Source organism: Burkholderia torrens (assembly GCF_984668525.1).
The window spans coordinates 3,276,476-3,302,333 of the sequence record NZ_OZ480211.1 but is presented as its reverse complement, the minus strand read 5'-3'; the positions used below and the strand labels follow the sequence as shown (position 1 = coordinate 3,302,333).

27 protein-coding genes are annotated in these 25,858 nt (G+C 68.2%); 14 read left to right on the top strand and 13 right to left on the bottom strand.

The window, feature by feature from the left end; genetic code table 11:
• Window positions 1–69: 69 nt before the first annotated feature.
• A complete protein-coding gene (locus AC5LXX_RS15305; protein ID WP_124452354.1) occupies window positions 70–1,101 on the bottom strand; it encodes a bile acid:sodium symporter family protein in 1,032 nt (343 codons plus the stop codon).
• A 346-nt stretch (window positions 1,102–1,447) separates the two neighbouring features.
• Here AC5LXX_RS15305 and AC5LXX_RS15300 point away from each other — a divergent pair, with 346 nt between their 5' ends.
• From AC5LXX_RS15300 to AC5LXX_RS15290, 3 genes are all read left to right on the top strand, one after another.
• Window positions 1,448–1,945: a peptide-binding protein gene (locus AC5LXX_RS15300; RefSeq protein WP_493409992.1), complete on the top strand. Its 498-nt coding sequence runs from the start codon at window positions 1,448–1,450 to the stop codon at window positions 1,943–1,945.
• A 345-nt stretch (window positions 1,946–2,290) separates the two neighbouring features.
• Window positions 2,291–3,367: a porin gene (locus AC5LXX_RS15295; RefSeq protein WP_493409991.1), complete on the top strand. Its 1,077-nt coding sequence runs from the start codon at window positions 2,291–2,293 to the stop codon at window positions 3,365–3,367.
• 183 nt (window positions 3,368–3,550) lie between these two features.
• Complete coding sequence (locus AC5LXX_RS15290) at window positions 3,551–4,513, top strand: LysR family transcriptional regulator (RefSeq protein ID WP_124452348.1); 963 nt, start codon at window positions 3,551–3,553, stop codon at window positions 4,511–4,513.
• Between the two features lie 115 nt (window positions 4,514–4,628).
• Here the strand turns inward: AC5LXX_RS15290 and AC5LXX_RS15285 are convergent, their stop codons facing one another.
• On the bottom strand, window positions 4,629–5,588 hold the full coding sequence (locus tag AC5LXX_RS15285) for an NAD(P)H-dependent flavin oxidoreductase (protein ID WP_124452346.1): 960 nt from the start codon (window positions 5,586–5,588) through the stop codon (window positions 4,629–4,631).
• 289 nt (window positions 5,589–5,877) lie between these two features.
• Between AC5LXX_RS15285 and AC5LXX_RS15280 the strand changes: the two genes are divergently transcribed.
• Window positions 5,878–6,774, top strand: a complete 897-nt coding sequence (locus AC5LXX_RS15280; RefSeq protein ID WP_493409990.1) for an alpha/beta fold hydrolase — start codon at window positions 5,878–5,880, stop codon at window positions 6,772–6,774.
• Window positions 6,775–6,831: 57 nt separating this feature from the next.
• Here AC5LXX_RS15280 and AC5LXX_RS15275 read toward each other — a convergent pair whose 3' ends face one another.
• Window positions 6,832–7,323 (bottom strand): Lrp/AsnC family transcriptional regulator, encoded by a 492-nt coding sequence (locus AC5LXX_RS15275; RefSeq protein WP_493409989.1) that lies wholly within the window; start codon window positions 7,321–7,323, stop codon window positions 6,832–6,834.
• A gap of 112 nt (window positions 7,324–7,435) precedes the next feature.
• Here AC5LXX_RS15275 and AC5LXX_RS15270 point away from each other — a divergent pair, with 112 nt between their 5' ends.
• Window positions 7,436–8,338, top strand: a complete 903-nt coding sequence (locus AC5LXX_RS15270; RefSeq protein WP_493409988.1) for a DMT family transporter — start codon at window positions 7,436–7,438, stop codon at window positions 8,336–8,338.
• A 243-nt stretch (window positions 8,339–8,581) separates the two neighbouring features.
• On the opposite strand, the gene AC5LXX_RS15265 is transcribed toward AC5LXX_RS15270, so the two are convergent.
• Genes AC5LXX_RS15265 through AC5LXX_RS15250 form a run of 4 tightly spaced genes read right to left on the bottom strand, consistent with a single transcriptional unit; the run spans window position 8,582 to window position 11,230 of the window.
• A complete protein-coding gene (locus AC5LXX_RS15265; protein WP_124452338.1) occupies window positions 8,582–8,794 on the bottom strand; it encodes a DUF1289 domain-containing protein in 213 nt (70 codons plus the stop codon).
• Window positions 8,791–9,297 carry a YbaK/EbsC family protein gene (locus tag AC5LXX_RS15260; RefSeq protein ID WP_124452336.1) on the bottom strand — a complete coding sequence of 169 codons (507 nt, stop codon included), beginning with the start codon at window positions 9,295–9,297 and terminating at the stop codon, window positions 8,791–8,793. The genes AC5LXX_RS15265 and AC5LXX_RS15260 overlap by 4 nt, the downstream gene beginning before the upstream one ends.
• Before the next feature lie 26 nt (window positions 9,298–9,323).
• Window positions 9,324–10,256, bottom strand: coding sequence for a hydroxymethylglutaryl-CoA lyase (locus AC5LXX_RS15255; RefSeq protein ID WP_493409987.1), 933 nt, complete (start codon window positions 10,254–10,256; stop codon window positions 9,324–9,326).
• A 32-nt stretch (window positions 10,257–10,288) separates the two neighbouring features.
• A complete protein-coding gene (locus tag AC5LXX_RS15250; RefSeq protein WP_493409986.1) occupies window positions 10,289–11,230 on the bottom strand; it encodes a 2-hydroxyacid dehydrogenase in 942 nt (313 codons plus the stop codon).
• A gap of 338 nt (window positions 11,231–11,568) precedes the next feature.
• Between AC5LXX_RS15250 and AC5LXX_RS15245 the strand changes: the two genes are divergently transcribed.
• Window positions 11,569–12,192, top strand: a complete 624-nt coding sequence (locus tag AC5LXX_RS15245) for an RBBP9/YdeN family alpha/beta hydrolase (protein WP_493409985.1) — start codon at window positions 11,569–11,571, stop codon at window positions 12,190–12,192.
• A gap of 18 nt (window positions 12,193–12,210) precedes the next feature.
• Here the strand turns inward: AC5LXX_RS15245 and AC5LXX_RS15240 are convergent, their stop codons facing one another.
• The 3 genes from AC5LXX_RS15240 to AC5LXX_RS15230 all read right to left on the bottom strand — a co-directional run bounded on the left by AC5LXX_RS15240 (window position 12,211) and on the right by AC5LXX_RS15230 (window position 15,761).
• Window positions 12,211–14,331: a phosphocholine-specific phospholipase C gene (locus AC5LXX_RS15240; RefSeq protein ID WP_493409984.1), complete on the bottom strand. Its 2,121-nt coding sequence runs from the start codon at window positions 14,329–14,331 to the stop codon at window positions 12,211–12,213.
• Between the two features lie 44 nt (window positions 14,332–14,375).
• Window positions 14,376–14,669 (bottom strand): hypothetical protein, encoded by a 294-nt coding sequence (locus AC5LXX_RS15235; protein ID WP_493409983.1) that lies wholly within the window; start codon window positions 14,667–14,669, stop codon window positions 14,376–14,378.
• 171 nt (window positions 14,670–14,840) lie between these two features.
• Entirely contained in the window at window positions 14,841–15,761 is a 921-nt protein-coding gene (locus AC5LXX_RS15230) for a LysR substrate-binding domain-containing protein (protein ID WP_493409982.1), read from the bottom strand.
• 111 nt (window positions 15,762–15,872) lie between these two features.
• Between AC5LXX_RS15230 and AC5LXX_RS15225 the strand changes: the two genes are divergently transcribed.
• Entirely contained in the window at window positions 15,873–16,511 is a 639-nt protein-coding gene (locus tag AC5LXX_RS15225; RefSeq protein WP_493409981.1) for a glutathione S-transferase family protein, read from the top strand.
• A 55-nt stretch (window positions 16,512–16,566) separates the two neighbouring features.
• Here the strand turns inward: AC5LXX_RS15225 and AC5LXX_RS15220 are convergent, their stop codons facing one another.
• Window positions 16,567–17,838, bottom strand: coding sequence for an MFS transporter (locus AC5LXX_RS15220; protein ID WP_493409980.1), 1,272 nt, complete (start codon window positions 17,836–17,838; stop codon window positions 16,567–16,569).
• A 106-nt stretch (window positions 17,839–17,944) separates the two neighbouring features.
• Here AC5LXX_RS15220 and AC5LXX_RS15215 point away from each other — a divergent pair, with 106 nt between their 5' ends.
• The 3 genes from AC5LXX_RS15215 (at window position 17,945) to AC5LXX_RS15205 (ending at window position 19,689) form a co-directional block, all read left to right on the top strand.
• Complete coding sequence (locus tag AC5LXX_RS15215; protein ID WP_493409979.1) at window positions 17,945–18,985, top strand: LysR substrate-binding domain-containing protein; 1,041 nt, start codon at window positions 17,945–17,947, stop codon at window positions 18,983–18,985.
• Window positions 18,986–19,081: 96 nt separating this feature from the next.
• Window positions 19,082–19,309, top strand: a complete 228-nt coding sequence (locus AC5LXX_RS15210) for a type II toxin-antitoxin system Phd/YefM family antitoxin (RefSeq protein ID WP_493401745.1) — start codon at window positions 19,082–19,084, stop codon at window positions 19,307–19,309.
• A complete protein-coding gene (locus tag AC5LXX_RS15205; RefSeq protein ID WP_493409978.1) occupies window positions 19,309–19,689 on the top strand; it encodes a type II toxin-antitoxin system VapC family toxin in 381 nt (126 codons plus the stop codon). Before AC5LXX_RS15210 ends, AC5LXX_RS15205 begins: the two co-directional genes overlap by 1 nt.
• Before the next feature lie 21 nt (window positions 19,690–19,710).
• Here the strand turns inward: AC5LXX_RS15205 and dapA are convergent, their stop codons facing one another.
• Window positions 19,711–20,604, bottom strand: a complete 894-nt coding sequence (dapA, locus tag AC5LXX_RS15200; RefSeq protein ID WP_493409977.1) for a 4-hydroxy-tetrahydrodipicolinate synthase — start codon at window positions 20,602–20,604, stop codon at window positions 19,711–19,713.
• A gap of 451 nt (window positions 20,605–21,055) precedes the next feature.
• Here dapA and AC5LXX_RS15195 point away from each other — a divergent pair, with 451 nt between their 5' ends.
• Both AC5LXX_RS15195 and AC5LXX_RS15190 read left to right on the top strand, forming a co-directional pair.
• Window positions 21,056–22,075 carry a sulfate ABC transporter substrate-binding protein gene (locus AC5LXX_RS15195; protein ID WP_493409976.1) on the top strand — a complete coding sequence of 340 codons (1,020 nt, stop codon included), beginning with the start codon at window positions 21,056–21,058 and terminating at the stop codon, window positions 22,073–22,075.
• A 169-nt stretch (window positions 22,076–22,244) separates the two neighbouring features.
• The gene (locus AC5LXX_RS15190; RefSeq protein WP_493409975.1) at window positions 22,245–23,213 is read left to right on the top strand and encodes an ion channel; all 969 of its coding nucleotides are present in this window, start codon (window positions 22,245–22,247) and stop codon (window positions 23,211–23,213) included.
• A 23-nt stretch (window positions 23,214–23,236) separates the two neighbouring features.
• On the opposite strand, the gene AC5LXX_RS15185 is transcribed toward AC5LXX_RS15190, so the two are convergent.
• A complete protein-coding gene (locus AC5LXX_RS15185; RefSeq protein WP_493409974.1) occupies window positions 23,237–23,851 on the bottom strand; it encodes a glutathione S-transferase family protein in 615 nt (204 codons plus the stop codon).
• Window positions 23,852–24,226: 375 nt separating this feature from the next.
• Between AC5LXX_RS15185 and AC5LXX_RS15180 the strand changes: the two genes are divergently transcribed.
• On the top strand, window positions 24,227–24,784 hold the full coding sequence (locus AC5LXX_RS15180; RefSeq protein WP_493409973.1) for a DapH/DapD/GlmU-related protein: 558 nt from the start codon (window positions 24,227–24,229) through the stop codon (window positions 24,782–24,784).
• 339 nt (window positions 24,785–25,123) lie between these two features.
• Entirely contained in the window at window positions 25,124–25,456 is a 333-nt protein-coding gene (locus AC5LXX_RS15175) for a hypothetical protein (protein ID WP_493409972.1), read from the top strand.
• Window positions 25,457–25,858 lie beyond the last annotated feature (402 nt).

Below are 25,858 nucleotides of genomic sequence, written 5' to 3'. Positions count from 1 at the left end.
TCCGGAAGGTGGCGGGGAGGGCGCGGCGGCAGAAGGCTGCCTTCCGGCGGCCGTCATTCCGTCGGCGCGTCAGCGCTTGCCCGCGCTCAGCGCGCCGCGCGCGGACGTCGCGTCGCCCTCGTCGTGCTCGCCGCTCGTGTCGCGCGCGCCCCAGCGCTGCGCGAGCGCCGCGCACGCCATCAGCTGGATCTGGTGGAACAGCATCAGCGGCAGCACGACCGCGCCGACCGCGTTCGCCGAGAAGATCACCTTCGCCATCGGGACGCCGGCCGCGAGGCTCTTCTTCGATCCGCAGAAGATGATCGTGATCTGGTCGGCGCGGTTGAAGCCGAGCCGCTTGCTGACGAACGCCGTCAGCAGCAGCGCGATCGCGAGCAGTACGAGGTTGACGACGAGCAGGCCGCCGAGCGCGCGCGGCGGGATCTGGTGCCACAGGCCTTCGTTGACGGCTTCGCTGAACGCGACGTAGACGACCAGCAGGATGGAGCCCTGGTCGACGAAGCGCAGCACGCCGCGGTTGCGGTCGATCCAGCCGCCGATCACGGGGCGCAGCAACTGGCCGGCGATGAACGGCACGAGCAGCTGCATCACGATGCTGCCGACCGTGCTCCACGGCGACGCGGCGCCGGCCGATTGCGACGTGATCATCAGCCCGACGAGCGCCGGCGTGACGAAGATCCCGAGCAGGCTCGACGCGGATGCCGCGCACACGGCGGCCGGCACGTTGCCCTTCGCGATCGACGTGAACGCGATCGACGACTGGACCGTCGACGGCAGCGTGCACAGGAACAGCACGCCCGCGTACAGCGTCGGCGTGACGAGCGGTTGCAGCACGGGTTTCAGCGCCAGGCCGAGCAGCGGGAACAGCGCGAACGTGCTCAGCAGCACGACCGCGTGCAGCCGCCAGTGGGTCGCGCCCGCGACGACGGCTTCGCGCGACAGCTTCGCGCCGTGCAGGAAGAACAGCAAGCCGACGGCGATGTTGGTCGCCCAGTTGAACGCGTGGGCGGCCGGGCCGCGGCAGGGCAGGAGGCTCGCGAGCACGACGGTGCCGACGAGCGCGAGCGTGAAGTTGTCGGGAAGAAAACGGGGACGGGCCATCGGGAACTCGATTCGGAAACGACGGAGGCGCGCGTCGCGCGCGCGGATAGCGCCATTGTCCCGGTTGACGATTCACTACACAAATTCATTGTGCGAATTGATTGATGAATTCATTGCATGAGAATGCGGCTGTCGCGCCGGCCCGGCGACGCGCAAAGCGGCAGAAGAATGTTCTGTCGCGATCGCGCCCGGAAGTGAAAAAACCTAGCAGTAACATGGTGTTACACCGATGCCCGCGACATAACACTTTTTGGCTCGACACCGTTTCGGACCGCTCATAAATTACTGCTGAAAGCCTTGGGTCGGCCGAAAGGAGCCGGCGGCGGGCATGGACAGGCACTGAACGATGACGGAACGGGTGAAACGGAAGATCGGACGATGGGCGGCAGGCGTGCTCGGCGCGTTGCTGGTGCCGCTCGCGCTCGCCCAGCCGCCCCACGGCGGTGGTCATGGGTTCGGCGGCCACGGCTTCGGTGGCGGCGACATGCGCGCGTACGGTCAGCCGAATGGCGGCGGGCCCGGCGGTGTGCCGGTCTGGCGCCGCGTCCCGCCTTCCGGCGGCATGCGTCCCGGCGGCGTGGGCAGCTACGGCTCCCGCTGGGGGTTGCGGCCGACGCCGTCGTACGGCCATTACGCCGCGCAAAGCCCGTATCGTCCGATCAGCGCCGAGGTGCGCCAGATGCCGCGCCCGCCGGGCGGCGGCAACGTGCCGCTGCGCGCCGGCTCGATCCGCGCCGACGTCGCGCGCTACAACGAGGAGCGCGGCGGCCGTCCGATGCCGCCGCCCCGCTCGCAGGAAGAGCCTGCGCACTCGCCGTTTTTCTCCCCGTTCTACCGAAACTGAGCGCCCCGGCGCTCGTCCCCCTGCCGGCTGATGCGAATTCGCCACAGTCGCGCGCAGATTTCCGCTGATTTTCCCGTCGCATTGCGCTATCTTTCGCGCCCGGCACGTGCATGCCACGCCGCCGCCCCGCCGCGCGCTCGCGTTTGCGCCGGGCCGCCGCCGGGCATCCGGCCATGTATCGACCCCGCGAAGTTAATGCCGCCGCTATACCCGCAATAAGTGTGCGCAATTTTGACCGGACGAATGATCCGTAAAGATGGCTGCGCCCCACAAGACGCAAGCACTCGGCTCCTTAAAACAACGCTCGCGCCACTTATCGACTATCCGACAAAACCTGGAGATCCCATGAAAGCATTTGCTCGCCGTGCGTCGCGCACGTCCGTCAAGCTGATCGCCGCGGCCGCCTGCGTGGCGGCCACTGCGCCCGTCCATGCACAGTCGAGCGTATCGCTCTATGGTCAGGTCGACGAATGGGTCGGCGCCACCAAGTTCCCGGGCGGCAATCGCGCATGGAACGTGTCGGGCGGCGGCATGTCGACGTCTTACTGGGGCCTGCATGGCGCCGAGGATCTCGGCAGCGGCTACAAGGCGATCTTCACGCTGGAAAGCTTCTTCCGCGCGCAGAACGGCCAGTACGGCCGCTTCCAGGGCGACACGTTCTTCGCGCGCAACGCGTACGTCGGCGTCAGCTCGCCGTACGGCACGGTGACGGCAGGGCGCCTGACGACGCACCTGTTCCTGTCGACGATCCTGTTCAACCCGTTCTACGACTCGTACACCTTCTCGCCGATGGTGTACCACGTGTTCCTCGGCCTCGGCACGTTCCCGACCTATCCGAGCGACCAGGGCGCGGTCGGCGATTCGGGCTGGAACAACGCGCTGTCATACACGTCGCCTTCGTTCGGTGGCCTGAACTTCGGTGCGATGTACGCGCTCGGCAACCAGGCCGGCGACAACCGTTCGAAGAAGTGGAGCGCGCAGTTCAACTACGCGAACGGCCCGTTCGCGGCGACTGCCACGTATCAGTACGTGAACTTCAACAACGGTCCGCAGGATCTGAGCGCGCTCGTCGCCGGCATGAAGAGCCAGGGCATCGCGCTGGTCGGCGCCACCTACGACCTGAAGCTCGTGAAGCTGTTCGGCCAGTACATGTACACGAAGAACGACCAGGTCGCGGGAAGCTGGCACGTGAACACGGCTCAAGGCGGCGTGTCGGTGCCTATCGGCGTGGGCAACGCGATGGCGTCGTACGCGTACTCGCGCGACGCGGGCGGCCTCGACCAGACGCGCCAGACCTGGGCCGTCGGCTACGACTATCCGCTGTCCAAGCGCACGGACGTCTACGCGGCCTACATGAACGACAAGATCAGCGGCCTGTCGTCCGGCAACACGTTCGGCGCAGGCATTCGCGCGAAGTTCTGACGCGTACGCGCGATCGGTGCGCCGGCCGCGCGCGTAAATCGCGCGTTCCCGCTGCATGTTTTCTCGCCAGAAACGGCGCCGCCACTCGCGGCGCCGTTTTGCCTTTCTTGACCTTTCTGTTTCCTCGCCTTTGTTACCCTATCTCGTAATTGGACCATTCCCCCGTCATTACGAGCTAGTTCGATGGATACCCTCGTCAGCATGAATGTGTTTCGCTACGTCGTCGAAGTGGGCAGCTTCGTCGGCGCGGCCGAACGCATGCAGATGTCGGCTGCGATGGCGAGCAAGCACGTGATGCATCTCGAGCAGCAGCTCGGCGCGCGGCTGCTGCATCGCACGACACGACGCGTCGCGCCTACCGAGGCGGGACGCGAATACTATGAGCGCCTCGTGCAGGCGCTGTCCGAACTCGACGAAGCCGGGCAGGCCGTCGGCGCCGCGAGCGTGGTGCCGCAGGGCAGGCTGCGCGTGACGTCGCTGTCCGCGTTCGGGCTGCGGCACGTGATGCAGGCCGTCACCGATTACGCGGGCCGCTTCCCGGACGTGACCGTCGACATGACGCTGTCCGATCGCGTGGTCGACCTGATCGAGGAAGGCTACGACGTCGCGGTACGCGCGGCGCCGAACGGATTGAAATCGTCGTCGCTGGTCGCGCGGCAGATCGCGACCGCGCACATCCTGCTGGTCGCGTCGCCCGAGTATCTCGAGAAACGCGGCACGCCGCAGACGATCGCCGATCTCGCGCACCACAACTACCTGCGGCGCGATTCGAATTCGACGATGCTCGATTCGCTGATGATCGACGCGGCCGCTGCGTCGCGCGTGAACCTGAACGGCAACCTGATCGTGAACCATCTCGAAGGGTTGCGTGCTGCCGTGCTCGCCGGCGCGGGCATCGCGCTGCTCGGCACCGAGGTGGTCGGCGACGACATCGAGTCGGGCCGGCTCGTGCCGGTGCTGCTCGATTCGGTGCCGCCGCACGAAGCGCCGATCTATGCGGTGTACGCGAGCCGCCGTCACGTGTCCGCGAAAGTGCGTTCGTTCGTCGACTTCCTCGCGGCGCGTTTCGAAGGGCAGTCGCTGTGCCCGTCGATCGAATCGCGCCTGCGCGTGCTGCCGATCACGCGGATGAAGCGCGCGGTCTGAGCGGCGGATTCCGCCGCGGCGGGGCAACAAAAAAGCGCGAACCGCTGCGGTTCGCGCTTTTTGTTTGGTCCGACGATTCGAGCGCCGACGGCGGCCGTGACGGCCGCCGCTTCCGTCAGCGCGGGATGCCGAGCCGCGCCTTCGCGTCGTCGTATTCGCGCTTGAGCCGCTCGACGAGCGCGGCCACGCTCGGCAGGTCGTCCATCAGGCCGACGCCCTGGCCGGCACCCCAGATGTCCTTCCACGCCTTCGTCTTGTCGCTGCCGAAATTCATCTTCGTCTTGTCCGATTCCGGCAGCGCGTCCGGATCGAGGCCGGCCTTCTCGATGCTCTCGCGAATGTAGTTGCCGTGCACGCCGGTGAAGAGGTTCGTGTAGATGATGTCCGACGATTTCGCGTTCACGATCGCGTGCTTGTAGTCGTCGATCGCGTGCGCTTCCTGCGTCGCGATGAAGCGCGTGCCCATGTACGCGAAGTCGGCGCCCATCGCCTGCGCGGCGAGAATCGAGCCGCCGTTCGCGATCGAGCCGGACAGCACGATCGGGCCGTCGAAGATCTTGCGCACTTCGCCGACCAGCGCGAACGGCGACGTCGTGCCTGCGTGGCCGCCGGCGCCGGCCGCGACGAGGATCAGCCCGTCGACGCCGGCTTCGAGCGCCTTCTGCGCGTGGCGCAGGTTGATCACGTCATGCAGCACGATGCCGCCGTAGCTGTGCACCGCGTCGACGATCTCGCGCGCCGGCGCGCGCAGGCTCGTGATGAAGATCGGCACCTTGTGCTCGACGCACACGCGCACGTCGTGCTCGAGCCGCGCATTCGACTGGTGGACGATCTGGTTGACCGCGATCGGGCCGATCACCGCGTCGGGGTGCTTCGCCTTGTGGTCGGCCAGCTCCGACTGGATCTGCGTGAGCCATTCGTCGAGCAGTTCGGCCGGACGCGCATTGAGCGCGGGGAACGAACCGACGATGCCCGCCTTGCATTGCGCGAGCACGAGTTCGGGGTAGCTGACGATGAACATCGGCGATGCGATGACGGGCAGCGTCAGGTTCTGCAGGACAGCGGGCAATGCCATGTGATGTCTCCAGTCTCCAGGGGCCGTCGGTGTCCGCGCGGTCGCGCGGATGCCGACACCATGCTTTGCATTCGAACGGTGATTCGAGTGTAGCGGCGAACCGGGCGCGTTCGAGGACGTTCATATTAATACGAACGGTCGTGCGATTCTACGCGAGCTTAACAAAATGCTCGGTGTGGCGGCAATCGAGTGAGTGTTCTCTTTCTACGGTTTCGGGTGGTTGTCCCGCTGTGTAGATGCATGGGCACTCATAAAATAGTCGCCATAACAAACCAACGAGAAACAAACCATGTCGTTTGAGGCGTTTGCACCGTTTCGCGTGACGGTGCAGGACACCGACATCTTCGGTGTCAAAGGAGGCGCGGGGCCGCCGCTGCTGTTGCTGCACGGCCATCCGCAGACCCACATGATCTGGCATCGCGTTGCCGCGACGCTCGCGAATCATTTCACGGTGATCGCCACCGACCTGCGCGGCTACGGCGCGTCCGGCCGGCCGCCGAGCGACGCGCAGCACCTGCCGTATTCGAAACGGGCGATGGCGGCCGACCAGGTCGCGGTGATGCGGCATTTCGGCTTCGAGCACTTCCATGTGTGCGCGCACGATCGCGGCGCGCGCGTCGCGCACCGGCTCGCGCTCGATCACGCGGACGCCGTCGAGCGGATGATGCTGCTCGACATCGCGCCGACGCTCGCGATGTACGAGAAAACCGACCGCGCATTCGCGACCGCATATTTCCACTGGTTCTTCCTGATCCAGCCGGCGCCGCTGCCCGAGACGCTGGTCGGCGCGCATACCGATGCGTACATCGAGCGCGTGATGGGCAACCGGTCGGCCGGGCTTGCGCCGTTCGCGCCCGAAGCGCTCGACGCGTACCGTGCCGCGCTCGCGCAGCCGGGCGCCGTGCATGCGATGTGCGAGGACTACCGCGCATCGGCGACGATCGACCTCGAGCACGACCGTGCGGATCTCGAGCGCGGCAACAAGGTCGCGTGCCCGCTGCGCGTGCTGTGGGGCGAGCACGGCGTCGTCGGCCGCTGCTTCGATCCGCTCGACGAATGGCGGCGCGTCGCGCGCGACGTCAGCGGCCGCGCGCTCGACTGCGGGCACTACATTCCGGAAGAGGCGCCCGTCGCGCTGATCGACGAACTGCTCGCGTTCTTCGAGGCGCGCGACCCGGCCGCGTGAGGGGGCGGGCGGGCCGCGGGCGCCGCCCGCGGCTCGGCAACGTGCGCCGCGCGCGGCTCAGCGGTGCGCGTGGTCGTCCTCGACGAGCGGCGGCAGGCGGCGCGGCACGGGCGTCGATTTCACGATCGCGGTACTCGTCTCCGCGCGCTCTGTCACCTTCGACAGGATGTCGTCGAGGTGCTCGATCGTGCGCAGGTAGAGCCGGCAGATGAAGCAGTCTTCGCCGGTCACCTTGTCGCATTCGACGAATTCCGGAATGCGCCGCAGCAACTCCTCGACCAGGTGCAACTGGCCCGGGAGCGGCTTCACGCGGACGATCGCCTGCAGCGTGTAGCCGAGCGCGCGCGGGTCGAGCTCGACGGTGAACGCGGCGATCACGCCCTGCGCTTCGAGCCGCCGCACGCGGTCGGCGGTCGCGGGCGCCGACAGCCCGATCTGCCGCGCAAGTTCGCTGGTGGCGATGCGCGCGTCGTCGGCGAGCGCCGCGAGAATCGCGCGGTCGGTCGCGTCGAGCGACGCGACGGCAGGCGGGGAAAGGCGTTTCGGCATGATCGCTTTGCTTTCGAAGGTGAATCGGCTGATTCACTTCAGTTTAGTCATGGTTGCGGCGAAAGCAAGTTTCTAGAATCGAAGTCATCCACTCTCTGCAACGGAGTTCATGATGGCCTCGAATGAAATGCGCCGCGGCGCCGCCGAGATGGTGGTCGCGATGCTGATGTCCGGCACGATCGGCTGGCTCGTGATGTCGTCGCAGCAGCCGCTGACCAATGTCGTGTTCTTCCGCTGCGTGTTCGGCACGGCGACGCTCGCGATCGTCTGCGCGGCGTTCGGCTTCCTGCGCCGCTCGCTGTTCTCGCCGCGGATGCTCGTGCTCACGACGCTCGGCAGCCTCGCGATCGTCGCGAACTGGCTGCTGCTCTTCGCCGCCTATTCGCGCGCGTCGATCTCGATGGCGACGGCCGTCTACAACACGCAGCCCTTCATGCTCGTCGCGCTCGGCGCCATCGTGTTCCGCGAGCGGATCACCGCGTCGACGGTCGCGTGGCTCGTGCTCGCGTTCGCCGGGCTCGTGTTCGTGGTGCGCGTCGAGCCGGCCGTGCTCGCGGTGCCCGGCGAATACCTGGAAGGGGTCGCGCTGTCGCTCGGCGCGGCGTTCCTGTATGCGATCTCGTCGATCATCACGAAGCACCTGAAGGGCACGCCGCCGCATCTGCTCGCGCTGCTGCAGGTCGGCCTCGGCATCCTGCTGCTCGCGCCGTTCGCACACTTCGACACCTTGCCGGCGACGGCCGGGAAATGGGCCGACCTCATCGTGCTCGGCATCGTCAACACGGGGCTGATGTACGTGCTGCTGTACGGCGCGGTCCAGAAGCTGCCGACCGCGATGACGGGCGCGCTGTCGTTCATCTATCCGGTTGTCGCGATCGTCGTCGATCGCGTCGCGTTCGGGCAGACGCTCGCGTGGACGCAGGTGTTCGGTGCGCTGCTGATCCTGCTCGCGGCGGCCGGCGTGAACCTCGGCTGGCGCATCGTGCCTGCGCGTCGCGCGGCCGTCGGCAACTGAAACGCTCGTACGATTCGGCGCCGCGGCGCGATGCCGTTGCGGCCCGCCGAACGGGAATGCCGGGAACGACGATTGCGCGCGAAAGCGGCCCGCGCGCAGGCGCGAAAGACGCTGCAGGAATTTGTAGGGAAACACCCGATGCGATGCGGCCGCGTCGCTCGTATGATGCGGGCTGTGACGTTGATCACGTTCACAGGATTCCGATCTCGACGCCGTTCGCCCGTGAGGCTGAACGGCTTTTTTTTATGCTTCGCTCCCGGCGAGCAGGCGCCGCCGCGCGTCGAGCCGCGCGAGCAGCGCGCGCCTCGCGTCGTCGTCCGACGCCCGCCATCCCTTGATCTCGTCGCGCGTGCGCAGGCAGCCCGCGCACCAGTCCGTGCGCGGATCGATCCGGCATACGTCGGTGCACGGCGACGCGACCGTCGCGACCGGCACCGCTACCGTCACGTCGCTCATGCGGGCTCCCGCAACGCGACGTCCGCGACCGGCGCGCCCGTCAGCGACACGAGTTCGTCAGGCGACAGGTTGAACACCGCGTGCGGATGGCCGGCCGCGGCCCACAGGCTGTCGAGCGTGAGCAGGTCGGCGTCGATCAGCGTGACGGGTTCGACGAGATGGCCGATCGGGCAGACGCCGCCGATCGCGTAGCCGGTGTTGTCGCGCACGAACTTCGCGTCCGCGCGGCCGACCGCACCGACCTGCGCGGCCACCTTCTTCTCGTCGACGCGATTGACGCCGCTCGCGATCACCAGCACGGGTGCGCCGTCCGACTGCCGGCGAAACAGGATCGACTTCGCGATCTGCGCGACCGAACAGCCGAGCCCGGCCGCGGCTTCGGCCGACGTCTTGCCGGTTTCGGCGAGCATCACGATGCCGTTCGCATGGCCGCGCTCGCGCAGCAGGAGCGCGACGCGTCGCGCGGAATCGGGGAGGGAATCGAAGGAAGCAGGTGTCGTCATGTTGAGGAATCCGTGAAGTGCAGTGGTCACACGCAGGTCGCGTCGTCGGTCGCGCTCTGCGCCTTGGCAAGCAGTGCACGACCGGCGCGCGACACGTTCGCGCGGCCGATCGCGTTCGAGATGAAGTCGCCGGCGGCGACGACCTGCGCGAGATCGATACCGGTGTCGATGCCGAGGCCCTGCATCAGGTACAGCACGTCCTCGGTCGCGACGTTGCCGGTGGCGCCCTTCGCGTACGGGCAGCCGCCGAGGCCCGCGACCGACGCGTGGAAGATCTCGATCCCTTCGAACAGCGCCGCGTAGATGTTCGCGAGCGCCTGGCCGTAGGTGTCGTGGAAGTGGCCCGACAGGCGTTCGCGCGGGAACACGCGCGTGACGGCCGCGAGCACTTCGCGCGTACGCTTCGGCGTGCCGACGCCGATCGTGTCGGCGATGTCGATCTCGTCGCAGCCGAGCGCCGCGAAACGCTCGACGACGTCGACGACCGACGCGACCGGCACTTCACCCTGGTACGGGCAGCCGAGCGTGCACGACACGCTGCCGCGCAGCCGCAGGCCTGCGTCCTTCGCGGCCTTCGCGACGGGCTCGAAGCGCGCGATGCTCTCGGCGATGCTGCAGTTGATGTTCCGCTGCGAGAACGCCTCGCTCGCCGCGCCGAAGATCACGACTTCGTCCGCGCGTGCGGCGACCGCGTTCTCGAAGCCCTTCAGGTTCGGCGTGAGCACCGAGTACACGGTGCCCGCGCGGCGCTCGATGCCGGCCATCACGTCGGCGCCGTCGGCCATCTGCGGCACCCATTTCGGCGACACGAACGACGCGGCCTCGACATTGCGGAAGCCGGCGCGCGACAGCCGGTCGACGAGCGCGATCTTCACGTCGGTCGGCACGAAGGTCTTCTCGTTCTGCAGGCCGTCGCGCGGGCCGACTTCGACGATCTTGACGGCGGTGGGGAACGTCATGGTTGTCTCCTGATTTTTCGGTAGGGCGGAATTCAGTAGCCGCGCGCGTAGTCGACGACGCCGCCGACACGCTCGCCGCGCTCGAACGCGCGGATCTTGCCGGCGATCTGCTCGACGGCGTCCGCGCGCAGCGTCTCGGCCGAGCTGTGCGGCGTGATCGTGACGCGCGGCGCGTGCCAGAACGGATGGTCCACCGGCAGCGGTTCATGCTGGAACACGTCGAGCGTGGCCGCGGCGATCCGGCCGCTCGCGAGCGCGTCGAGCAGGTCGGCCTCGACGAGATGCGCGCCGCGCGCGACGTTGACGACGTACGCGCCGGGCGCGAGCCGCGCGAACGCACGCGACGACAGGATGCCGTCGGTGTCGGGCGTGCTCGGCAGCAGGTTGACGAGCACCTTCGCGCCGTCGATGCACGCGTCGAACGCGCCTTCGCCGGCGAAGGTCGTGACGCCGTCGAGCTGCTTCGCGCTGCGGCTGTAGCCGCGCACGGGCAGGCCGAGCGCGGCGAGTGCGCGCGCGACCTGCGCGCCGAGCACGCCGAGGCCGAGCACGGCGACGGTAAAGCTCGCGCGCGGATGCGGTTCGAGCGGCTGCCAGCGGCGCTCGCGCTGCAGCGCGTCGTATTCGTCGAAGCGGCGCAGGTAGCGCAGCACCGCGTGCGTCACGTATTCGACCATCTGCTGCGCCATGCCCGAATCTTCGAGCCGCACGAGCGGCACGTGCGCGGGCAGCGTGCCCGGATGCGCGCGCTCGAGCGCGAGCAGCGCGTCGACGCCCGCGCCGAGGTTGAAGATCGCGCGCAGGCCGTCGCGCGGTGCGAAGAATTCGCGCGGCGCGCGCCACACGAGCGCGTAGTCGGCGGCGGCCGTGTCGCCCGGCTGCCACGCGCGCAGTTCGGCTTCCGGCAGCGCGTGCGCGATCTCGTCGCGCCATGCGGCGGCTTCCTGGTGCGGGGAGTAGAACAGGATCTTCATTGCGTGATGGCGTGCGCGCCGGCGGGGCGCGTCACGGGCAAGGGGAACGGGGCCGGGCGCAGCGCGCCGGCGGGCGTAGCGGACATCGGGCGTCTCCTGACGACCGGGCCCGGCGCATTGGCGCCCGGCCCGGCTCGGTGTGAAGCTGACGGGAAGCCCACATTCTACGGTTTCGCGGCGCATTGCGCCGTCGCGCGGGCCGTCCGTCCGGCGCGCGGCCGCCGGGGTGCCGGCCACCGGGGCGCCGGCCGCGCAAAAGCAAAGCACAAAATATTGGTTCGGCGGCCGCGGCCGCCGCGCCACAATCGAACCTCGTCTTCAAGCAAGCGAGGGCAATCATGAGCGCATGCAGCAAATCGGCGTGGCCGCCGCGGCTCGTCACCGTTCCGGGCCTGCACGGCAGCGAAGGCGCTCACTGGCAAACCTGGCTGGAGCGACAGTTTCCGCGTTCGCTGCGCGTCGAGCAGGACGACTGGGACGCGCCCGATCTCGCGGGCTGGGCGCACTCGGTGCGCACGCTGCTCGATCGCGAGCGCGGCCCGTTCGTGCTCGCCGCGCACAGCTTCGGCTGCCTCGCGGCCGCGCATGCGCTCACGCAGGGGCCGCATACGGGCGATGTCGCGGGCGTCCTGTTCGTCGCGCCCGCCAGCCCGAAGAAATTCACGTTCGCCGGGCCGTTCGACGCGCGCCGGCTCGCGGTGCCGTCGATCGTGATCGGCAGCGAGACCGATCCGTGGATGCCGCTCGCCGATGCGCGCACGCTCGCACAGCGCCTGGGCAGCGCGTTCGTGAACCTCGGCGACGCCGGGCACATCAACACGGCGGCCGGCTTCGGGCCGTGGCCGCGCGCGAAATACTTCATCGATACGCTGGTGCATTGCGCGGCGCCGCTGCGCTTTCGCGACGCGGACGACGGCTTCGAAACCGCGCTCGTCGACCGCGCGCTGGCGCACGCGGTCTGATGGCGCAGGCGGTCGCGCTTACGACGCGGCGACGGGCTTGACGGCGGCCGGATCCGAATAGCTCGGCCGGCCGTTTTCCACGTGGCCCGCGTAGCGGCGCGAGAACGTGCCGTTCGCGCCGTCGCTGACCGTCACGTCGTACCAGTGGTGGCTCGACGCGAGCGCCCACTGCTCGACCTGCTCGTCGCCGCCGTGCAGCGTCACCTGCCGTGACGGCGCACCGTACGCGTTGTCGGTCAGCGTCAACGTGACGTGGGCGCCGCCGTGGTTGCGCAGCTTCAGGTACAGGTTCCCGTTCGCGATGTCGTAGCCGGCCTTCACCTCAGGCTGCGCCGGATTGCGGTGATGCGCGGTCGCGGCCGACACGTTGCCGGAGAACACGCGCACGAAGCCGTTCGGCCCGTACACCGAGAACGCATACACGCCGTTCGTCTCCGTCAGGTCGAAGTCCGCGTGCAGCACGCGGCGCGCGCCGACCGTATAGCGCCACGGGCCGTCGGTACGGTTCGTCGCGTACACGTGGAAGTGCGCGCCCTGGTTGCCGCGGTTCGCGAACTCGATGCGCAGCTTCGTCCTGTCGTAGATGCTCGCGTTCACGTGCAGTTCATACGGCAGCGCGCGCGCGGGCCGCACGCCGGGCTCCTGCGGATCGACCGGCGACGGCGTCGCGGGCACGGTCGGCGCGGGCTGCGACGTGCACTGCTGGTCCGCGATCGAGCGGTACTGGCTCGTGTCGGGCAGCGGCGGGAACGATGCATCCGACGAGCGGAAGTCGAACGCGGCGGTGAGGTCGCCGCACACGGTGCGGCGCCACGGCGTGATGTTCGGTTCGTCGATGCCGAAGCGTTCGCCGATGAAGCGGATCACCGACGTGTGGTCGAACACCTGCGAGCACACGTAGCCGCCCTTGGTCCACGGCGACACGACCGTCATCGGCACGCGCGGCCCGAGGCCGTACGGCAGGCCGTCGGCCGTGTAGCTGCCGCCGCGGCCCGGGTTCACGACCGTATGCAGCTCGCCGTCGGTCGTCACGGTCGACGCGCCCTGCGCGGCCGACGTCGGCGGCTGCGGCGGCACGATGTGGTCGAAGAAGCCGTCGTTTTCGTCGTACATGATGAACAGCACGGTCTTGCGCCACACGTCCGGGTTCGACGTGAGCGCATCGAGGATCTGCGACGTGTAGTTCGCGCCGTAAGCGGGCGTGTATTTCGGATGCTCGGAGAACGCGGCCGGCGGGCACAGCCACGATACCTGCGGCAGCCGGTCGTTGATCACGTCGTCCTTCAGGTTGTCGAGCGTGCGCACCGTCTGCGCGCGCTGGTACAGCGACGAACCGGGCTTCGCGTTGATGAAGTTCGCGAAGTTCTGCAGCACGTTGGTGCCGTAGTTGCCGTTGTACGGATCGTTGCCGGTCGTGCCCTGCTGGTAGATCTGCCACGACACGCCGTGCGCCTCGAGGCGTTCGGGAAAGGTCGTCCACGACAGCAGCTGGTACGCCGGCGGCCCGTCGCCGTCGACGTAGTCGCTGTTGTCGAGCAGCGGGCCGCCGAACTTGCCGGTCGGGTCGACCGTGCCCGTCATCAGGTACGAGCGGTTCGGGTGCGTCGGCCCCGGCAGCGAGCAGAAGTAGTTGTCGCACACGGTGAACGCATCGGCGAGCGCGTAGTGGAACGGGATGTCCTCGCGCACGTGATAGCCCATCGTCATGTCGGTCTTGTTCGCGGGCCACTGGTCGTAGCGGCCGCCGTCGATCGCCGCGTGCGTCTTGTACCACGAGTGGTCGAGATCGCCGACGCACTGCGCGCTCGTCGTCAGCGTGTTCAGCCGGAACGGCAGCACGGGCTTGCCCGGATCGGCCTTCGACGGCTGGTACCACACCGGCTTGCCGTTCGGCAGCGGGATCGGGAAGCGGTCGTTGTAGCCGCGCACGCCGCGCAGGTGTCCGAAGTAATGATCGAACGAGCGGTTTTCCTGCATGAACACGACGATGTGCTCGACATCGCGGATCGTGCCGGTGCCGCGCGCCGCGGGAATCGCGAGCGCGCGGCGGATCGATTCGGGGAAAGCGTTGAGCGCAACGGCGGCGCCCGCGGATTGTGCAACGGTATGCAGGAAACGGCGGCGGCTCGATGACGTCATGTTGTTCACCTCGGTTCTGCGGTCGGGGGACGGAAGCGGCGGGATCAGCCCGGCGACGATGCCGCGGCGCTCGACGCGGCCGCGTTCGTTGCGTTCGTCGCAGGCTTCGCGTCGTCGTCGTCATCGGGCGGGTAGTGCACGACGGGCGGCGCGAGCGGTGCGGCATCGGACGCCGCGGCGTTCGTGGCGGCACCGTTGTTGAATGCGCTGGCGGAGCCGGCCGATGCGCCGGTTTGCTGCGAGGCGTCGGTCGCGTGGGCGTCGTGCTGCCCGTCGTCGCTGCAGGCGGCGACGAGAACGGCGGCACACAGAACGACGACGACGGAAACGCGACGCATGACTTCTCTCCTGGCGGGCTGATCGGGAAACGTTTTCGAGTATGCCGGTGCGATGCGACGTTTCGGTGAATCGTTTGCGTCCGGTACGTGATCGCGAAAGGCTTTCGTCAAGCTGACCAATGGCTTTCGCGTGCGGCCGACCGGCAGCCGGCTGCCGTCGATCGCTGCCGGTCAGCGCCGCGGCGTCCTGCGCCGCACCTCGCTGCGCAGCCAGTCGAGCCACGTGCGGATCGCCGCTTCGTGCGGATGGCCGGATCGCCATACGACGTAGTGCGCATACACGTCGGTCACGCGCACCGTCGACACGCGCACGAGCGTGCCGTCCGCGAGCTCGGGTTCGATCAGCGAGCGGCGCGCGAGTGCGACGCCGCGGCCTTGCAGCGTCGCGTCGATCAGTGCGTTCGTATCGGTGAAGCGCGGCGCGCGCGCGGATTCGGTGAGGTCGAGCCGCGCGGCCTGGAACCACGGCTCCCAGGGCTGCGCGGGATGGCGCAGCAGCGTCGCACGCACGAGATCGGCCGGCACGCGTGGCGCGATGCCGTCGCGGTTGCGGTACGCGGGGCTCGCGACCGGGAAGATCGTCTCGTTCATCAGCTTTTCGGCGACGACGCTCGGCCAGGTGCCGGGCCCGTAGCGCAGCGCGACGTCGATGCGGTCGCGCTTGCGCAGCGGCGCGAGCGCCACGTCCGGGTGCAGCGCGATCGCGATGTGCGGATGCGCGGCCGTGAAGCGAGGCAGGCGCGGCGCGAGCCAGCGCTCGGCGACACTCGGCAGCACGCTGACGTTCAGCGTCACGTCGCCGGTACGCGGGCGGCTGCGTACCGCGAGTGCCGGCTCGAACGCGCGTTCGAGCACGCTCAGCCCCTGGCGCACCTGCAGCGCGAGCGCATGCGCGGCATGCGTCGGTGTCGCGCCGTTGCGTTCGCGCGTGAAGAGCGGATAGCCGAGCTGCGCCTCGAGCGCGCGGATGTGCTGGCTCACCGCGCCTTGCGTGAGCGCGAGCGCGTCGGCCGCGCGCGTGAAGCTCTGTAGCCGCACGGCGGTCTCGAACACGCGCAGCGTCTGCAGCGGAGGGAGGTGGATGCGTCGCATGCGGGTATTAGTAACACTAATGTCCGAGCACGACAATTCATCGTTTGTCGCGCACCGGTACGCGTTCCTACACTCGGTTCCGTCTTCCACAGCGCCGTCGGGCCATACACCATGAACGCATATCGTCTCTATCTTTCCCCGGGCGCCTGCTCGCTTGCCGCCCACATCGCGCTGGAGGAAACCGGCGCGCCGTTCGACGTCGAGATCGTCTCGGTGCAGAAGCGGCAGAACCTCGCAGCACCCTATCTCGCGATCAACGCGAAGGCGCGCGTGCCCGTGCTCGCGATTCCGGGCGAACCGCGCGTGCTGACCGAAACACCGGCGATCCTCACGTATCTCGCTCGCCGCCATCCGGATGCGCAACTGCTGCCGCTCGGCGATCCGCTGCGCGAGGCGCGGTGTCACGAATGGCTTGCCTGGCTGGTCGGCTGGGTGCATGGCGTCGGTTACGGTGCGTTGTGGCGGCCTGGCCGCTTCATCGGCGATCCGGCGCTGCACGGTGCGGTCAGCACGCACGGGCGCGGCACGATCGAAGCGGCGAACGCGTCGATCGAAGCCGCGCTCGCCGACGGCCGCACGTGGGCCGAGCCGGGCGCGCATTCGATCGTCGATCCGTTTCTGTTCGTGCTGTATCGCTGGGGCGTCGCGATCGGACTCGACATGACGCGGCATGCGGCGTGGACGGCCCATGCGCAGCGCGAGGCCGAGCGGCCGGCAGCGCGCCGCGCGCTGGCGCGCGAGGCGGCCTGACGGATGGGCGGGTGTCACGGTGTGTGCCGCGACGCCCGCATGAGGCGGGTGGCTGCTATTTCGCGGAGAACAGCGGATAGGTCGCGCAGGCGATCAGCGCGGTCGCGAGCCACACCACGCTCCACGAACTGACCGCGAGCAGCGGCGGAATCGCGAGCGGCGTCGCGAACAGCCCGAGGTAGACGACCGTGTTCGCCATCCCGAGCGCGGTGCCCGCGTGGTTGGCGCCCGCGAGCGTCGCGAGCTCCGTGTACGCGACGCCGTGCCACGCCGACACGCAGATGCCGGCAAACACGAGAATCGCGACGATCGCGGCGAGCGGCACGTGCGTACTACCGGCCGTTGCGGCTGCGAGCAGCGCGAACGACCCGGCCGCGACGAACACCGATCCGCGCAGATACGCGCGCCGGTTGCCGTGCCGGTCGGTATGACGGCCGCTCCATACGCGCATCACCATCGCGCCGATCTGCAGCACGACCATCGCGGCGCTGATGCCGGCGAGGCCGAGCCGGCCGAAGTCGTGCAGGAACACCGTCGCGAACGTGAGCACCGCGAACTGCGGCGTGCACAGCAGGCCGATGCCGACCACGATGCGCCACACGGGGCCGCTCGCGAGCGGGTTGCGCGCATGCTGCGCGGACGGCTGCCGCTCGGCAGGGCGATGCGTGGCGAGTTGCGGCGCGGCCGGCTCGGCGGGCGGCTCGTGCAGCCAGCGCCAGGTCAACGCGGCCGAACCCGCGCACAGCAGCATCAGCGCGCCGAACACCGCGGCGAAGCCGAGATGCGACGCGAGCGACGGCAGCAGCGCAGCGCCGACACCGCCGCCGAGCGGCACGGCCGTCTGGCGGATGCTCATCGCGAGCCCGCGTTCGCGCTCGCCGAACCAGCGCATCACCGCGCGTCCGCTCGACCCGTTCACGCTGCCGCCGAGCAGGCCGACGCAGCACATCGCCGCGACGACGCGCATCAACGGCGGTGCCGCATGGGCGGTCGGGACGATCGTGCACACCATCAGCGCAAGCATCGCGGCCGTCGCGACGAGCCCGGTCAGCAGCACACGGCGATCGCCGAAGCGGTCGGCCGCGATCCCCCACGGCAGCTCGGACAGCGCGACGCCGAAGCCGAGCGCGCCGAGCACGAGGCCGAGCGCGCCGTTGTCGAGGTGATAGGCCGAGCGCATCCAGACGGCCGTGGTCGGAATGCCGGCCGCGGCCGCCGAAAAGCTCATGTTCGCGGCGACGCCGGCCGCCAGCACGCGCCAGCGATGGGCCGCGCCGCGCGCGGCGCGGGCGGGCGAGGAGGAGGAAACGATGCACGAGGTATCCATGGCGGCAGGCCCGGTTGGAAATTGACATCCCTAGTCTGGCGGCCTACATTCATCCTGAAAATCGGAAAGTTTTTGATGAACCGTTCGATAAAACAGGATGATTCAGATGCCCGGACAAGACACTCCGCGCGGCGGCGAGCCGCTCGCCTGGGCCGATGCCGCGCTGGCGCGGCCCAACTTCGACGTGGCCGCGCTGCGCAGCCTCGTCGCGGGCGTGGATCTCGGCAGCTTCGCGAAGGCGGCCGACCGCGTCGCGCGCTCGTCGTCGGCCGTGAGCGCGCAGATTCGCAAGCTCGAGGAGCAGGCCGGCACGCCGCTGTTCGTGAAGGCCGGGCGCGGGCTCGCGCTGACCGACGCCGGCGACGCGATGCTGCGTTATGCGCGGCGGATGATCGCGCTGAACGACGAAGCCGCGGCGGCCGTGCGCGGCGTGAATCTCGACGGCTGGGTGCGTGTCGGGCTGCAGGAAGATTTCGGCGAGGCGATCCTGCCGGACGTGCTCGGGCGATTCGCGCGTGCGCATCCGAAGGTGAAGATCGAGGCGCGCGTGGCGTGCAATGCCGACCTGTTCGACCGGCTCGATGCGAACCAGCTCGATCTGGCGCTGGTATGGGGTGATCCTTCGTTGGCCGAGTTCGTGTCGCGTGCGGGGATCGGCAGCGAGACGATCGCGCAGGTGCCGATGCAATGGATCGGTGCGGTGGGTGCCGGTGGATTCGGGGTACCGGAGGGCGACGACGGGGCCGAAGGTGATGCGGATGAAACGAACGGCCGTGTCGAGCGAGCACGCGGCGAGCCGCTGCCGCTCGTCGTGTTCGACCGGCCGTGCCGGTTCTTCGGCACGGCGACCGATGCGCTCGATCGCGCGGGCGTGGCGTGGCGCATCGCGTTCACGACGCCCAGCCTCGCCGGGTTATGGGCCGCGGCGGCGGCCGGCCTCGGGCTGACGGTGCGCTCGCACTACGGGCTGCCGACGTCGGTGCGCGTGCTCGACGCGGCGTCGTGCGGGCTGCCGGCACTGCCGAGTCTGCCGTTGATCCTGCTGCGGCGCACGTCGTCGGCGACGCCGACGGTCGACCGGCTCGCGCGGATCGTGACGCAGGCGGTGCGGGAGGCGACGGAGGGGGCGGGGGCGCTGGCGGCCTGATATCGATCGGCAAGCGTGCGTTCGGCTGGACGTTCGGCCTATTGGTGCAACAGGGTGAATGTCGTAACAATGGTGGGTCACCCAATGGAGCCCATCATGCAAGTTGCCACTGTCCCAGAAGCCACACTCGACCTGCAAAGGCTGCTCGATGCCGCGATCGCCGGCGAACGTGTCGTGATCACGCAGAACGGCAAGCAGTCGGTCCGGCTCGTACCGCTCAGGCCGATTCATCCGTTCGGTGCCCTCGAGGGGCAGATGTGGATCGCGGATGATTTCGATGCGCCGCTTTCCGTCGAAGAACTGGCCGCATTCATGGGGAAGTAATGCAACTGCTGTTCGATACGCACATCTTTCTCTGGGCAGTGGCGAACGATCCGAAGCTGAGCGCTCGCGCGCGCAGCCTGATTACCGCTGCCGATGAAGTGTTCGTCAGCAGCGCGAGTATCTGGGAAGTAGCGATCAAGGCCGGAAAGGGAAAGCTGGATGTCAATGTGGAGCGTCTGGTCGACAAGATCAACACGAGCGAGTACCGCGAACTGCCGGTTCGCGTCGCGCACGGCGCTGCCGTGCGCCATCTGCCCCACTATCATCTCGATCCGTTCGACCGGCTGCTCGTCGCGCAGGCGTGGTGTGAGCCGCTGCTGCTTGTCACCGCGGACGGCCATCTTTCGCAGTATGGCGCGTCCCGGATTTTGACGGTCTGAAACAATTTTCGACGCGAAATCCTACGCCGCTGAGGCAGCTTGCATCGATGCTTCGAGCGCCGCGCAGATCGTGGCCAGCTGCTCCCGCAACCCCTCGCTCGCCGGCACGAACGGCAGCCGCAACCCGTCCTCGCACCACCCTTGCGCGGCGAGCACGGCCTTCACCGGCGCCGGGTTCGGCTCCGCGAACAGCGCCGCGATGAGCGGCTGCAGCGCGACCGACAGGCGTCGTGCGTCGGCGAGCCGCCCGTCGCGCAACAGCGCATGAATGCGCACATGCCATTCCGGCAGCACATGCGCGCTGCTCGCGATCGCGCCGTGCGCGCCGGCGCACATCGCCGCGAAGTTCTGGTTGTCGTCGCCGGACAGGATCGCGAGCGGCGTGTCGTGCACGAGCCGGCTCATCCGGTCGAGCGTGCCGCCGCATTCCTTGATGCCGGCGACACGCGGGTCGCGCGCGAGCGCCTGCAGCGTGTCCAGTTCGACGTTCACGCCGGTGCGGTACGGGATGTTGTAGACGAGCACCGGCAAGTCGGCCGCGTCGACGATCGCCTCGACATGGCGGCGGATGCCGTCCTGCGTCGGCCGCACGTAGACGGGCGGCGTGACGAGCAGCCCGTCGGGTCGCAGCGCGGCAAGTTCGCGTGCGCGCGCTGCCGCGAAGTGCGTCGCGCTCGCGGTCAGCCCGACGACGATCGGCAGCCCGGGCGCCGCGTTGCGCAGCGTCGCGAACACCGCGTCCTGTTCGCGCGCGTCGAGCAGCACGCCTTCACCGGTCGTCGCCCCCGCGACGAAGCCCGCGATGCCTGCGCCCGCGTAGTGGCGCGCGAGCCGCGCGAGCGCTGCATGGTCGACTTCACCGTGGTGAAACGGCGTGATGATCGGCAGCCAGATACCTTCGAAACGTGTGTTCATGCAAAGCCTCATGGTGGAAACGGAGTGGGAAGGAACCGTTCCGCCGGCGGGGGGCCGGAGCGAGGCGTGCGTGCAAGGAGAAAGAAACGACCTGCGGGCATCCCGTCCGGCATTCGCCTGACGGGACGCGACGTCCCCGTCAGTCGAGGAGTCGTTTTTTCAGTTTCAGCCCGGCCGCGCGCGTACCTGCCGCGACGGCGGCGAGGATCGAAAGCGAGCGCAGGGTAGCGGACATGGACGAACCGTGAGTGGGCTGAGCGGCGATCTTAACACCGGATCGGCGGCGCGCGCGAGCGTCGGCCAGCGCTTAGCAGGATTCGAGATTTGCTTTCCACGACTGATTGGAAAGCGCGCCGTGCCCGGCCGCTAGAATGCCCGCTTACGTTTCGATGACAGCGCGTACGCGTGCCGTCACGCACATTCACCACCACTGGAAACGGGGCACATCACGATGGCAAGCATCAAGGGGATCGGCCGCTGGCTGCACACGGGCGCAGCGGCGGCGCTGGTCGTGGCGGCGACGGCCGCGCACGCGGACACGTCGATCCTGAACGTGTCGTACGACGTGACGCGCGAGCTGTACAAGGACATCAACACGAGCTTTGCCGCCGCGTACAAGCAGAAGACCGGCGAGTCCGTCACGATCAAGCAGTCGCACGGCGCGTCGAGCGCGCAGGCGCTGTCGGTGCTGCAGGGGCTGCAGGCCGACGTCGTGACGATGAACCAGCCGAACGACATCGACCTGCTCGCCGAGCGCGGCCAGCTGCTGCCGAAGGACTGGCGCGCACGCTTCCCGGACAACAGCTCGCCGTATTCCACGACGATGGTGTTCCTCGTGCGCAAGGGCAATCCGAAGGCGATCAAGGACTGGAGCGATCTCGCCAAGCCGGGCGTCCAGGTGATCATCGCGAATCCGAAGACGTCGGGCAACGGCCGCTACGCGTATCTTGCCGCGTGGGGCTTCCAGAAGCAGAAGGGCGCGACCGACCAGCAGGCGCTCGATTTCGAGAAGGCGATCTTCCGCAACGTGCCGGTGCTCGACTCGGGCGGCCGCGGCGCGACGACGACGTTCACGCAGCGCGGCATCGGCGACGTGCTCGTCACGTTCGAGAACGAAGTCGCGCTGATGGACACCGGCGCCTCGGGCGCGCAGTTCGACGCCGTGTATCCGTCGGCGAGCATCCTCGCGGAGCCGCCCGTCGCCGTCGTCGACAAGGTCGTCGACAAGAAAGGCACGCGCAAGGTCGCGCAGGCCTATCTCGACTACCTGTACACGCCGGAAGCGCAGGAGATCATCGCGCAGCACCATTTGCGCCCGCGCGACGCGAACGTGCTGAAGAAGCATGCGGCCGAATTCAAGGCGCTGAAGACGTTCAGCGTCGAGCAGGTTTTCGGCAGCTGGGCGAACGCGCAAAAGACGCATTTCGCCGACGGCGGCACGTTCGACCAGGTGATCGTCGACCGGAAGTGAGCGCGGCGCGCATCGCGCGCGGGCCCACACGACGACATCGCAGCCGGCCGCACACGCGGCCGGTTTTTTTTCGGCATCGCGCGGCGGACTTCCGTTTCGCGACGGCACGCATTCCCGGCCGCCGCCGCGCATGCTACGCTCATCGCCTCCCTGCAACCGGCGCCGCGCGATGACCGTCGATTCGTCCTCCCCAGCCCCCCGCGGCCGTGGCCGCAAGATCTGGTCGGGCACCCGCCCGGTGATCGCGTACGGGATGCCGCCGCTCGGCTGGCGCGATTTCTACCATCGCGCGCTGACGGTGAGCTGGCCCGTGTTCTTCCTGTCGCTCGCGGTGCTGTTCCTGCTGCTCAACGGCGGCTTCGCGACGCTCTACCTGCTCGGCCATGCGTCGATCGCGAACCAGTCGCCGGCCGGCTTCGGCGGCGCGTTCTTCTTCAGCGTCGAGACGCTCGCGACCGTCGGCTACGGCGACATGCATCCGCAGACCGTCTATGCGCACCTCGTCGCGACGTTCGAGATCTTCGTCGGGATGTCGAGCATCGCATTGGCCACGGGGCTCGTGTTCGCGCGCTTCTCGCGGCCGCAGGCGAAGATCCTGTTCGCGCGCAATGCGATCGTGCGGCCGTTGAACGGCAGGATGACGCTGATGGTCCGCGCCGCGAATGCGCGCCAGAACGTGATTGCCGAGGCGCAGGCGAAGTTGCGGCTGATGCGCATCGAAGGCACGCACGAGGGCTACTCGCTGCGCAAGATCCACGACCTGCCGCTCGTGCGCAGCGAGCACCCGATCTTCCTGCTCGGCTGGAACCTGATGCACGTGATCGACGAGTCGAGCGCGCTGTTCGGCGAGACGCCCGAATCGCTCGCCGCGCGCGACGCGTCGTTGCTGATCACGATCGAGGGCTCGGACGAAACGACCGCGCAGGTCATGCAGGCGCGTCATTCGTGGGCGCATGACGAGATCCGCTGGCGTCACCGCTATGTCGACCTGATGCACGACGAGGACGGCATCACGCACATCGACTACACGTATTTTCATGAAGTCGTGCCGATCGACGTCGACACTGACGAGCGTGGGTCGCCAGGCGTGGTGGTCGAAGCGGGCGCGTCGGCGCAGGGTCCGGCCGCGCAGGCGTGAGCGAGGGGCCGGCCTCTCGCGCGTCACGCGTGCAGCAATCGCGCCGCTTCGCGTTGTTCGATCGCAACGGCGCGACGAAACGCGTCGCGATCCTCGGCGCGCGCAACGTAGTCGCCGAGCACGCCTTCGTCCGGCAGCAGATGCGCGTCGAACGCGATCTTCAGCGTGCTGGCGAGCAGCAGGTCGGCCGCGGTGAAGCGGTCGCCGACGAGCCACGGGTGATGGGCGAGCGCTTGCGCGAGTGCGCGTTGCACGCGCGTGATGTTGCCCCAGCCGAACGCGACCGGATTGCCCGACGCGCCGGTGAATTTCTCTGCCATCGCCGGTTCGAGGCAGGTCGGCGTGAAGAACATCCATTGGAGGAAACGGCCGCGCAGCGGATCGTCGGGCGCGATGCCGAGCCCGGCGCCCGGGCAGCGGTCGGCGAGGTAGAGCAGCACGGCACCCGATTCGGCGAACGGCGCGCTGCCGTCGTCGAGCGCGGGCAGCTTGGCCATCGGGTTGACCTGCACGAATGCGTCGCTGCCCTGCTCGTGCGAGCGCAGGTCGATCGGCACGAGTTCGTACACTACGCCGAGTTCCTCGAGCATCCACAACGCCCGGAATGCCCGGGTCTTCGGCCAGTAGTAGAGCTTCATCGCGCCTCCGCGTTTGGGTGCCGGTGTCGGTCAGGTCGATGCTCAAGCGTACCCGAGCGCAGGAGGTTAGGACAGGGGCGCCCGGCTAGGGGCGCCCGGCCCGGGGCGGTTCGGCTGAGCAAGTCTGTTGGCGGCGTTGCATGTCGAGCGTGAATCGGGAGAAAAATCGTGCAAAGCCCGGTGGGATAAGGAGGTTTTCGAATAACTAGTTATATTGAAACTAGTTATGAAAATCGACGAAATCCTGACGGAAAACGACATCGCCACCCGTGGACGCCGCGGCCCCCGCAGCCTCCTGGCACATGACCTCGCAGGCGTTCGACCACGACCGCCGATGCATCGCGAAACACGGAAATCACTGGAGACAAGTCACGCATGGCAAACGACGATCGCACCACGATCATTCCGCGGAGAACACCGGAATCGGCGGCCATGGTGGCCGAGGTCAAGCGCGCGATGGCGATCATCGCGCGGCTCAACCGTCTGACGTTCGACGATGCAGGCGAGGTTCGTGCATTGTTCGGCGAACTGATCGGCACGCAGGTCGACGACGGCTTCGTGCTGATCCCGCCGTTTCACGCGACGGGCGGCACCGGCATGAAGCTCGGGCGCAACGTGTTCGTCAACCAGAACTGCACGTTCTACGACCTGGGCGGGCTCGAGATCGGCGACGACGTGATGATCGGCCCGAACGTCAGCCTGATCACGTCCGGTCATCCGGTCGAGCCTTCGCGGCGGCGCGACGGTGTCGTCGCGAAGCCGATCGTGATCGAACGGAACGTATGGATCGGCGCCGGCGCGACGATCATCGGTGGCGTGACGGTCGGCGAGAATTCGGTCGTCGCGGCCGCGGCCGTCGTCACGCGCGACGTTCCGCCGAATACGCTGGTCGGCGGCAATCCGGCAGCGGTCATCCGGTCGATTGCCGAATGACATTGCCCGGGCGCGCGTGCCGGCGCGATCGCGCATCGACGAGCGGATGTGGACAACCCGCTCCGCGACGACTCGAAACGCTGTGCATTTGAACGGTGAGCGTGCCGCCGAGGCAGTCCGGACAAGCCTTTGCGGCTTTCCCCGGTTGCGGTGCTCCGAGGCGTTCGCTGATGTGCGCATGACGATTCCGTCGCGCAACCGGTTGTGGATATCCTCGCTCCGAAACGACTCGGCGCGCTGTGGATTTCACCGGTGAGGATCGCCGGATGTCGCGCAATACATGAAGAGGGGTGTGGACAACTCGCTCCGAGACGAAGCGAAATGCTGTGAAATCCGACGGTGAGTGTCGACGCCGATCGCGCGATGCGCCGCTTCCAGCAAGGCTCGGCGGCCTTTGCCGTGATTTGGCGCGCCGCGCATTCTAACGGAATGCATGAATGCGCGACCGAACCCGACGTGCGTCGCGCCGCCGATATCCGGGTCCGGATCGCGATCGAATGGGCGTGCATTCTAACGGCAAGCGCGAGCACGTGGTCCGGAACGTGCGAATTTCGTCGCGCATTCGCGATCTCTCAAGCGACTCGACGCGCTGTGGAATTCAACGGTGAGTATCCGCGCGTGATTGCCGGCAACCCGTCCAGGCGCGGCTGTCCGGCCGGCGACGTCGCCTGAAGCACGTGCCCTGTCACGAGCACCGTGCGCATTTCGATGTGGATATCCGGCCGTCGAAACGACTCGCGGCACTGTGTTTTTCGACGGTGAGTGTCGGCGTCCGATCGGGTGGCCAGCCGCCTCCGGCATGGATTGCCGCGTCGCCGACGCTCGATGAAACGCGCCTCTGCGGGCGATCGGCCGGTTCTTTCCGATGTGGATATCCGGCTCGCCAAGCCAGTCGAAGCGCTGTGATTTTCACCGGTGAGCATGCGCGCACGGCCCGCGGGCAATGCAGGTCCGGCCGTGGAAAACAGCCGCCGCAGCCAGTCGAAGCCCTGTGTATTTCAACGGTGAGTGCGAAGCGGTAGTCGCGCAGCATGCGGTTTCCGGCGTGGCTATCCGCCCGACGAACCCACTCAC

Excerpts from the sequence above, each read along its gene's own strand:
- AC5LXX_RS15275 (WP_493409989.1), bottom strand. The coding sequence starts at position 7,323 with ATGCCGAAACGCCTTTCCCCGCCTGCCGTCGCGTCGCTCGACGCGACC.
- AC5LXX_RS15250 (WP_493409986.1), bottom strand. The coding sequence starts at position 11,230 with ATGAAGATCCTGTTCTACTCCCCGCACCAGGAAGCCGCCGCATGGCGC.
- AC5LXX_RS15190 (WP_493409975.1), top strand. The coding sequence starts at position 22,245 with ATGACCGTCGATTCGTCCTCCCCAGCCCCCCGCGGCCGTGGCCGCAAG.
- dapA (WP_493409977.1), bottom strand. The coding sequence starts at position 20,604 with ATGAACACACGTTTCGAAGGTATCTGGCTGCCGATCATCACGCCGTTT.
- AC5LXX_RS15210 (WP_493401745.1), top strand. The coding sequence starts at position 19,082 with ATGCAAGTTGCCACTGTCCCAGAAGCCACACTCGACCTGCAAAGGCTG.
- AC5LXX_RS15295 (WP_493409991.1), top strand. The coding sequence starts at position 2,291 with ATGAAAGCATTTGCTCGCCGTGCGTCGCGCACGTCCGTCAAGCTGATC.
- AC5LXX_RS15195 (WP_493409976.1), top strand. The coding sequence starts at position 21,056 with ATGGCAAGCATCAAGGGGATCGGCCGCTGGCTGCACACGGGCGCAGCG.
- AC5LXX_RS15260 (WP_124452336.1), bottom strand. The coding sequence starts at position 9,297 with ATGACGACACCTGCTTCCTTCGATTCCCTCCCCGATTCCGCGCGACGC.
- AC5LXX_RS15235 (WP_493409983.1), bottom strand. The coding sequence starts at position 14,669 with ATGCGTCGCGTTTCCGTCGTCGTCGTTCTGTGTGCCGCCGTTCTCGTC.
- AC5LXX_RS15245 (WP_493409985.1), top strand. The coding sequence starts at position 11,569 with ATGAGCGCATGCAGCAAATCGGCGTGGCCGCCGCGGCTCGTCACCGTT.
- AC5LXX_RS15300 (WP_493409992.1), top strand. The coding sequence starts at position 1,448 with ATGACGGAACGGGTGAAACGGAAGATCGGACGATGGGCGGCAGGCGTG.
- AC5LXX_RS15240 (WP_493409984.1), bottom strand. The coding sequence starts at position 14,331 with ATGACGTCATCGAGCCGCCGCCGTTTCCTGCATACCGTTGCACAATCC.
- AC5LXX_RS15180 (WP_493409973.1), top strand. The coding sequence starts at position 24,227 with ATGGCAAACGACGATCGCACCACGATCATTCCGCGGAGAACACCGGAA.
- AC5LXX_RS15205 (WP_493409978.1), top strand. The coding sequence starts at position 19,309 with ATGCAACTGCTGTTCGATACGCACATCTTTCTCTGGGCAGTGGCGAAC.
- AC5LXX_RS15305 (WP_124452354.1), bottom strand. The coding sequence starts at position 1,101 with ATGGCCCGTCCCCGTTTTCTTCCCGACAACTTCACGCTCGCGCTCGTC.
- AC5LXX_RS15220 (WP_493409980.1), bottom strand. The coding sequence starts at position 17,838 with ATGGATACCTCGTGCATCGTTTCCTCCTCCTCGCCCGCCCGCGCCGCG.
- AC5LXX_RS15265 (WP_124452338.1), bottom strand. The coding sequence starts at position 8,794 with ATGAGCGACGTGACGGTAGCGGTGCCGGTCGCGACGGTCGCGTCGCCG.
- AC5LXX_RS15225 (WP_493409981.1), top strand. The coding sequence starts at position 15,873 with ATGAACGCATATCGTCTCTATCTTTCCCCGGGCGCCTGCTCGCTTGCC.
- AC5LXX_RS15270 (WP_493409988.1), top strand. The coding sequence starts at position 7,436 with ATGGCCTCGAATGAAATGCGCCGCGGCGCCGCCGAGATGGTGGTCGCG.
- AC5LXX_RS15215 (WP_493409979.1), top strand. The coding sequence starts at position 17,945 with ATGCCCGGACAAGACACTCCGCGCGGCGGCGAGCCGCTCGCCTGGGCC.
- AC5LXX_RS15230 (WP_493409982.1), bottom strand. The coding sequence starts at position 15,761 with ATGCGACGCATCCACCTCCCTCCGCTGCAGACGCTGCGCGTGTTCGAG.
- AC5LXX_RS15280 (WP_493409990.1), top strand. The coding sequence starts at position 5,878 with ATGTCGTTTGAGGCGTTTGCACCGTTTCGCGTGACGGTGCAGGACACC.
- AC5LXX_RS15185 (WP_493409974.1), bottom strand. The coding sequence starts at position 23,851 with ATGAAGCTCTACTACTGGCCGAAGACCCGGGCATTCCGGGCGTTGTGG.
- AC5LXX_RS15255 (WP_493409987.1), bottom strand. The coding sequence starts at position 10,256 with ATGACGTTCCCCACCGCCGTCAAGATCGTCGAAGTCGGCCCGCGCGAC.
- AC5LXX_RS15285 (WP_124452346.1), bottom strand. The coding sequence starts at position 5,588 with ATGGCATTGCCCGCTGTCCTGCAGAACCTGACGCTGCCCGTCATCGCA.
- AC5LXX_RS15290 (WP_124452348.1), top strand. The coding sequence starts at position 3,551 with ATGGATACCCTCGTCAGCATGAATGTGTTTCGCTACGTCGTCGAAGTG.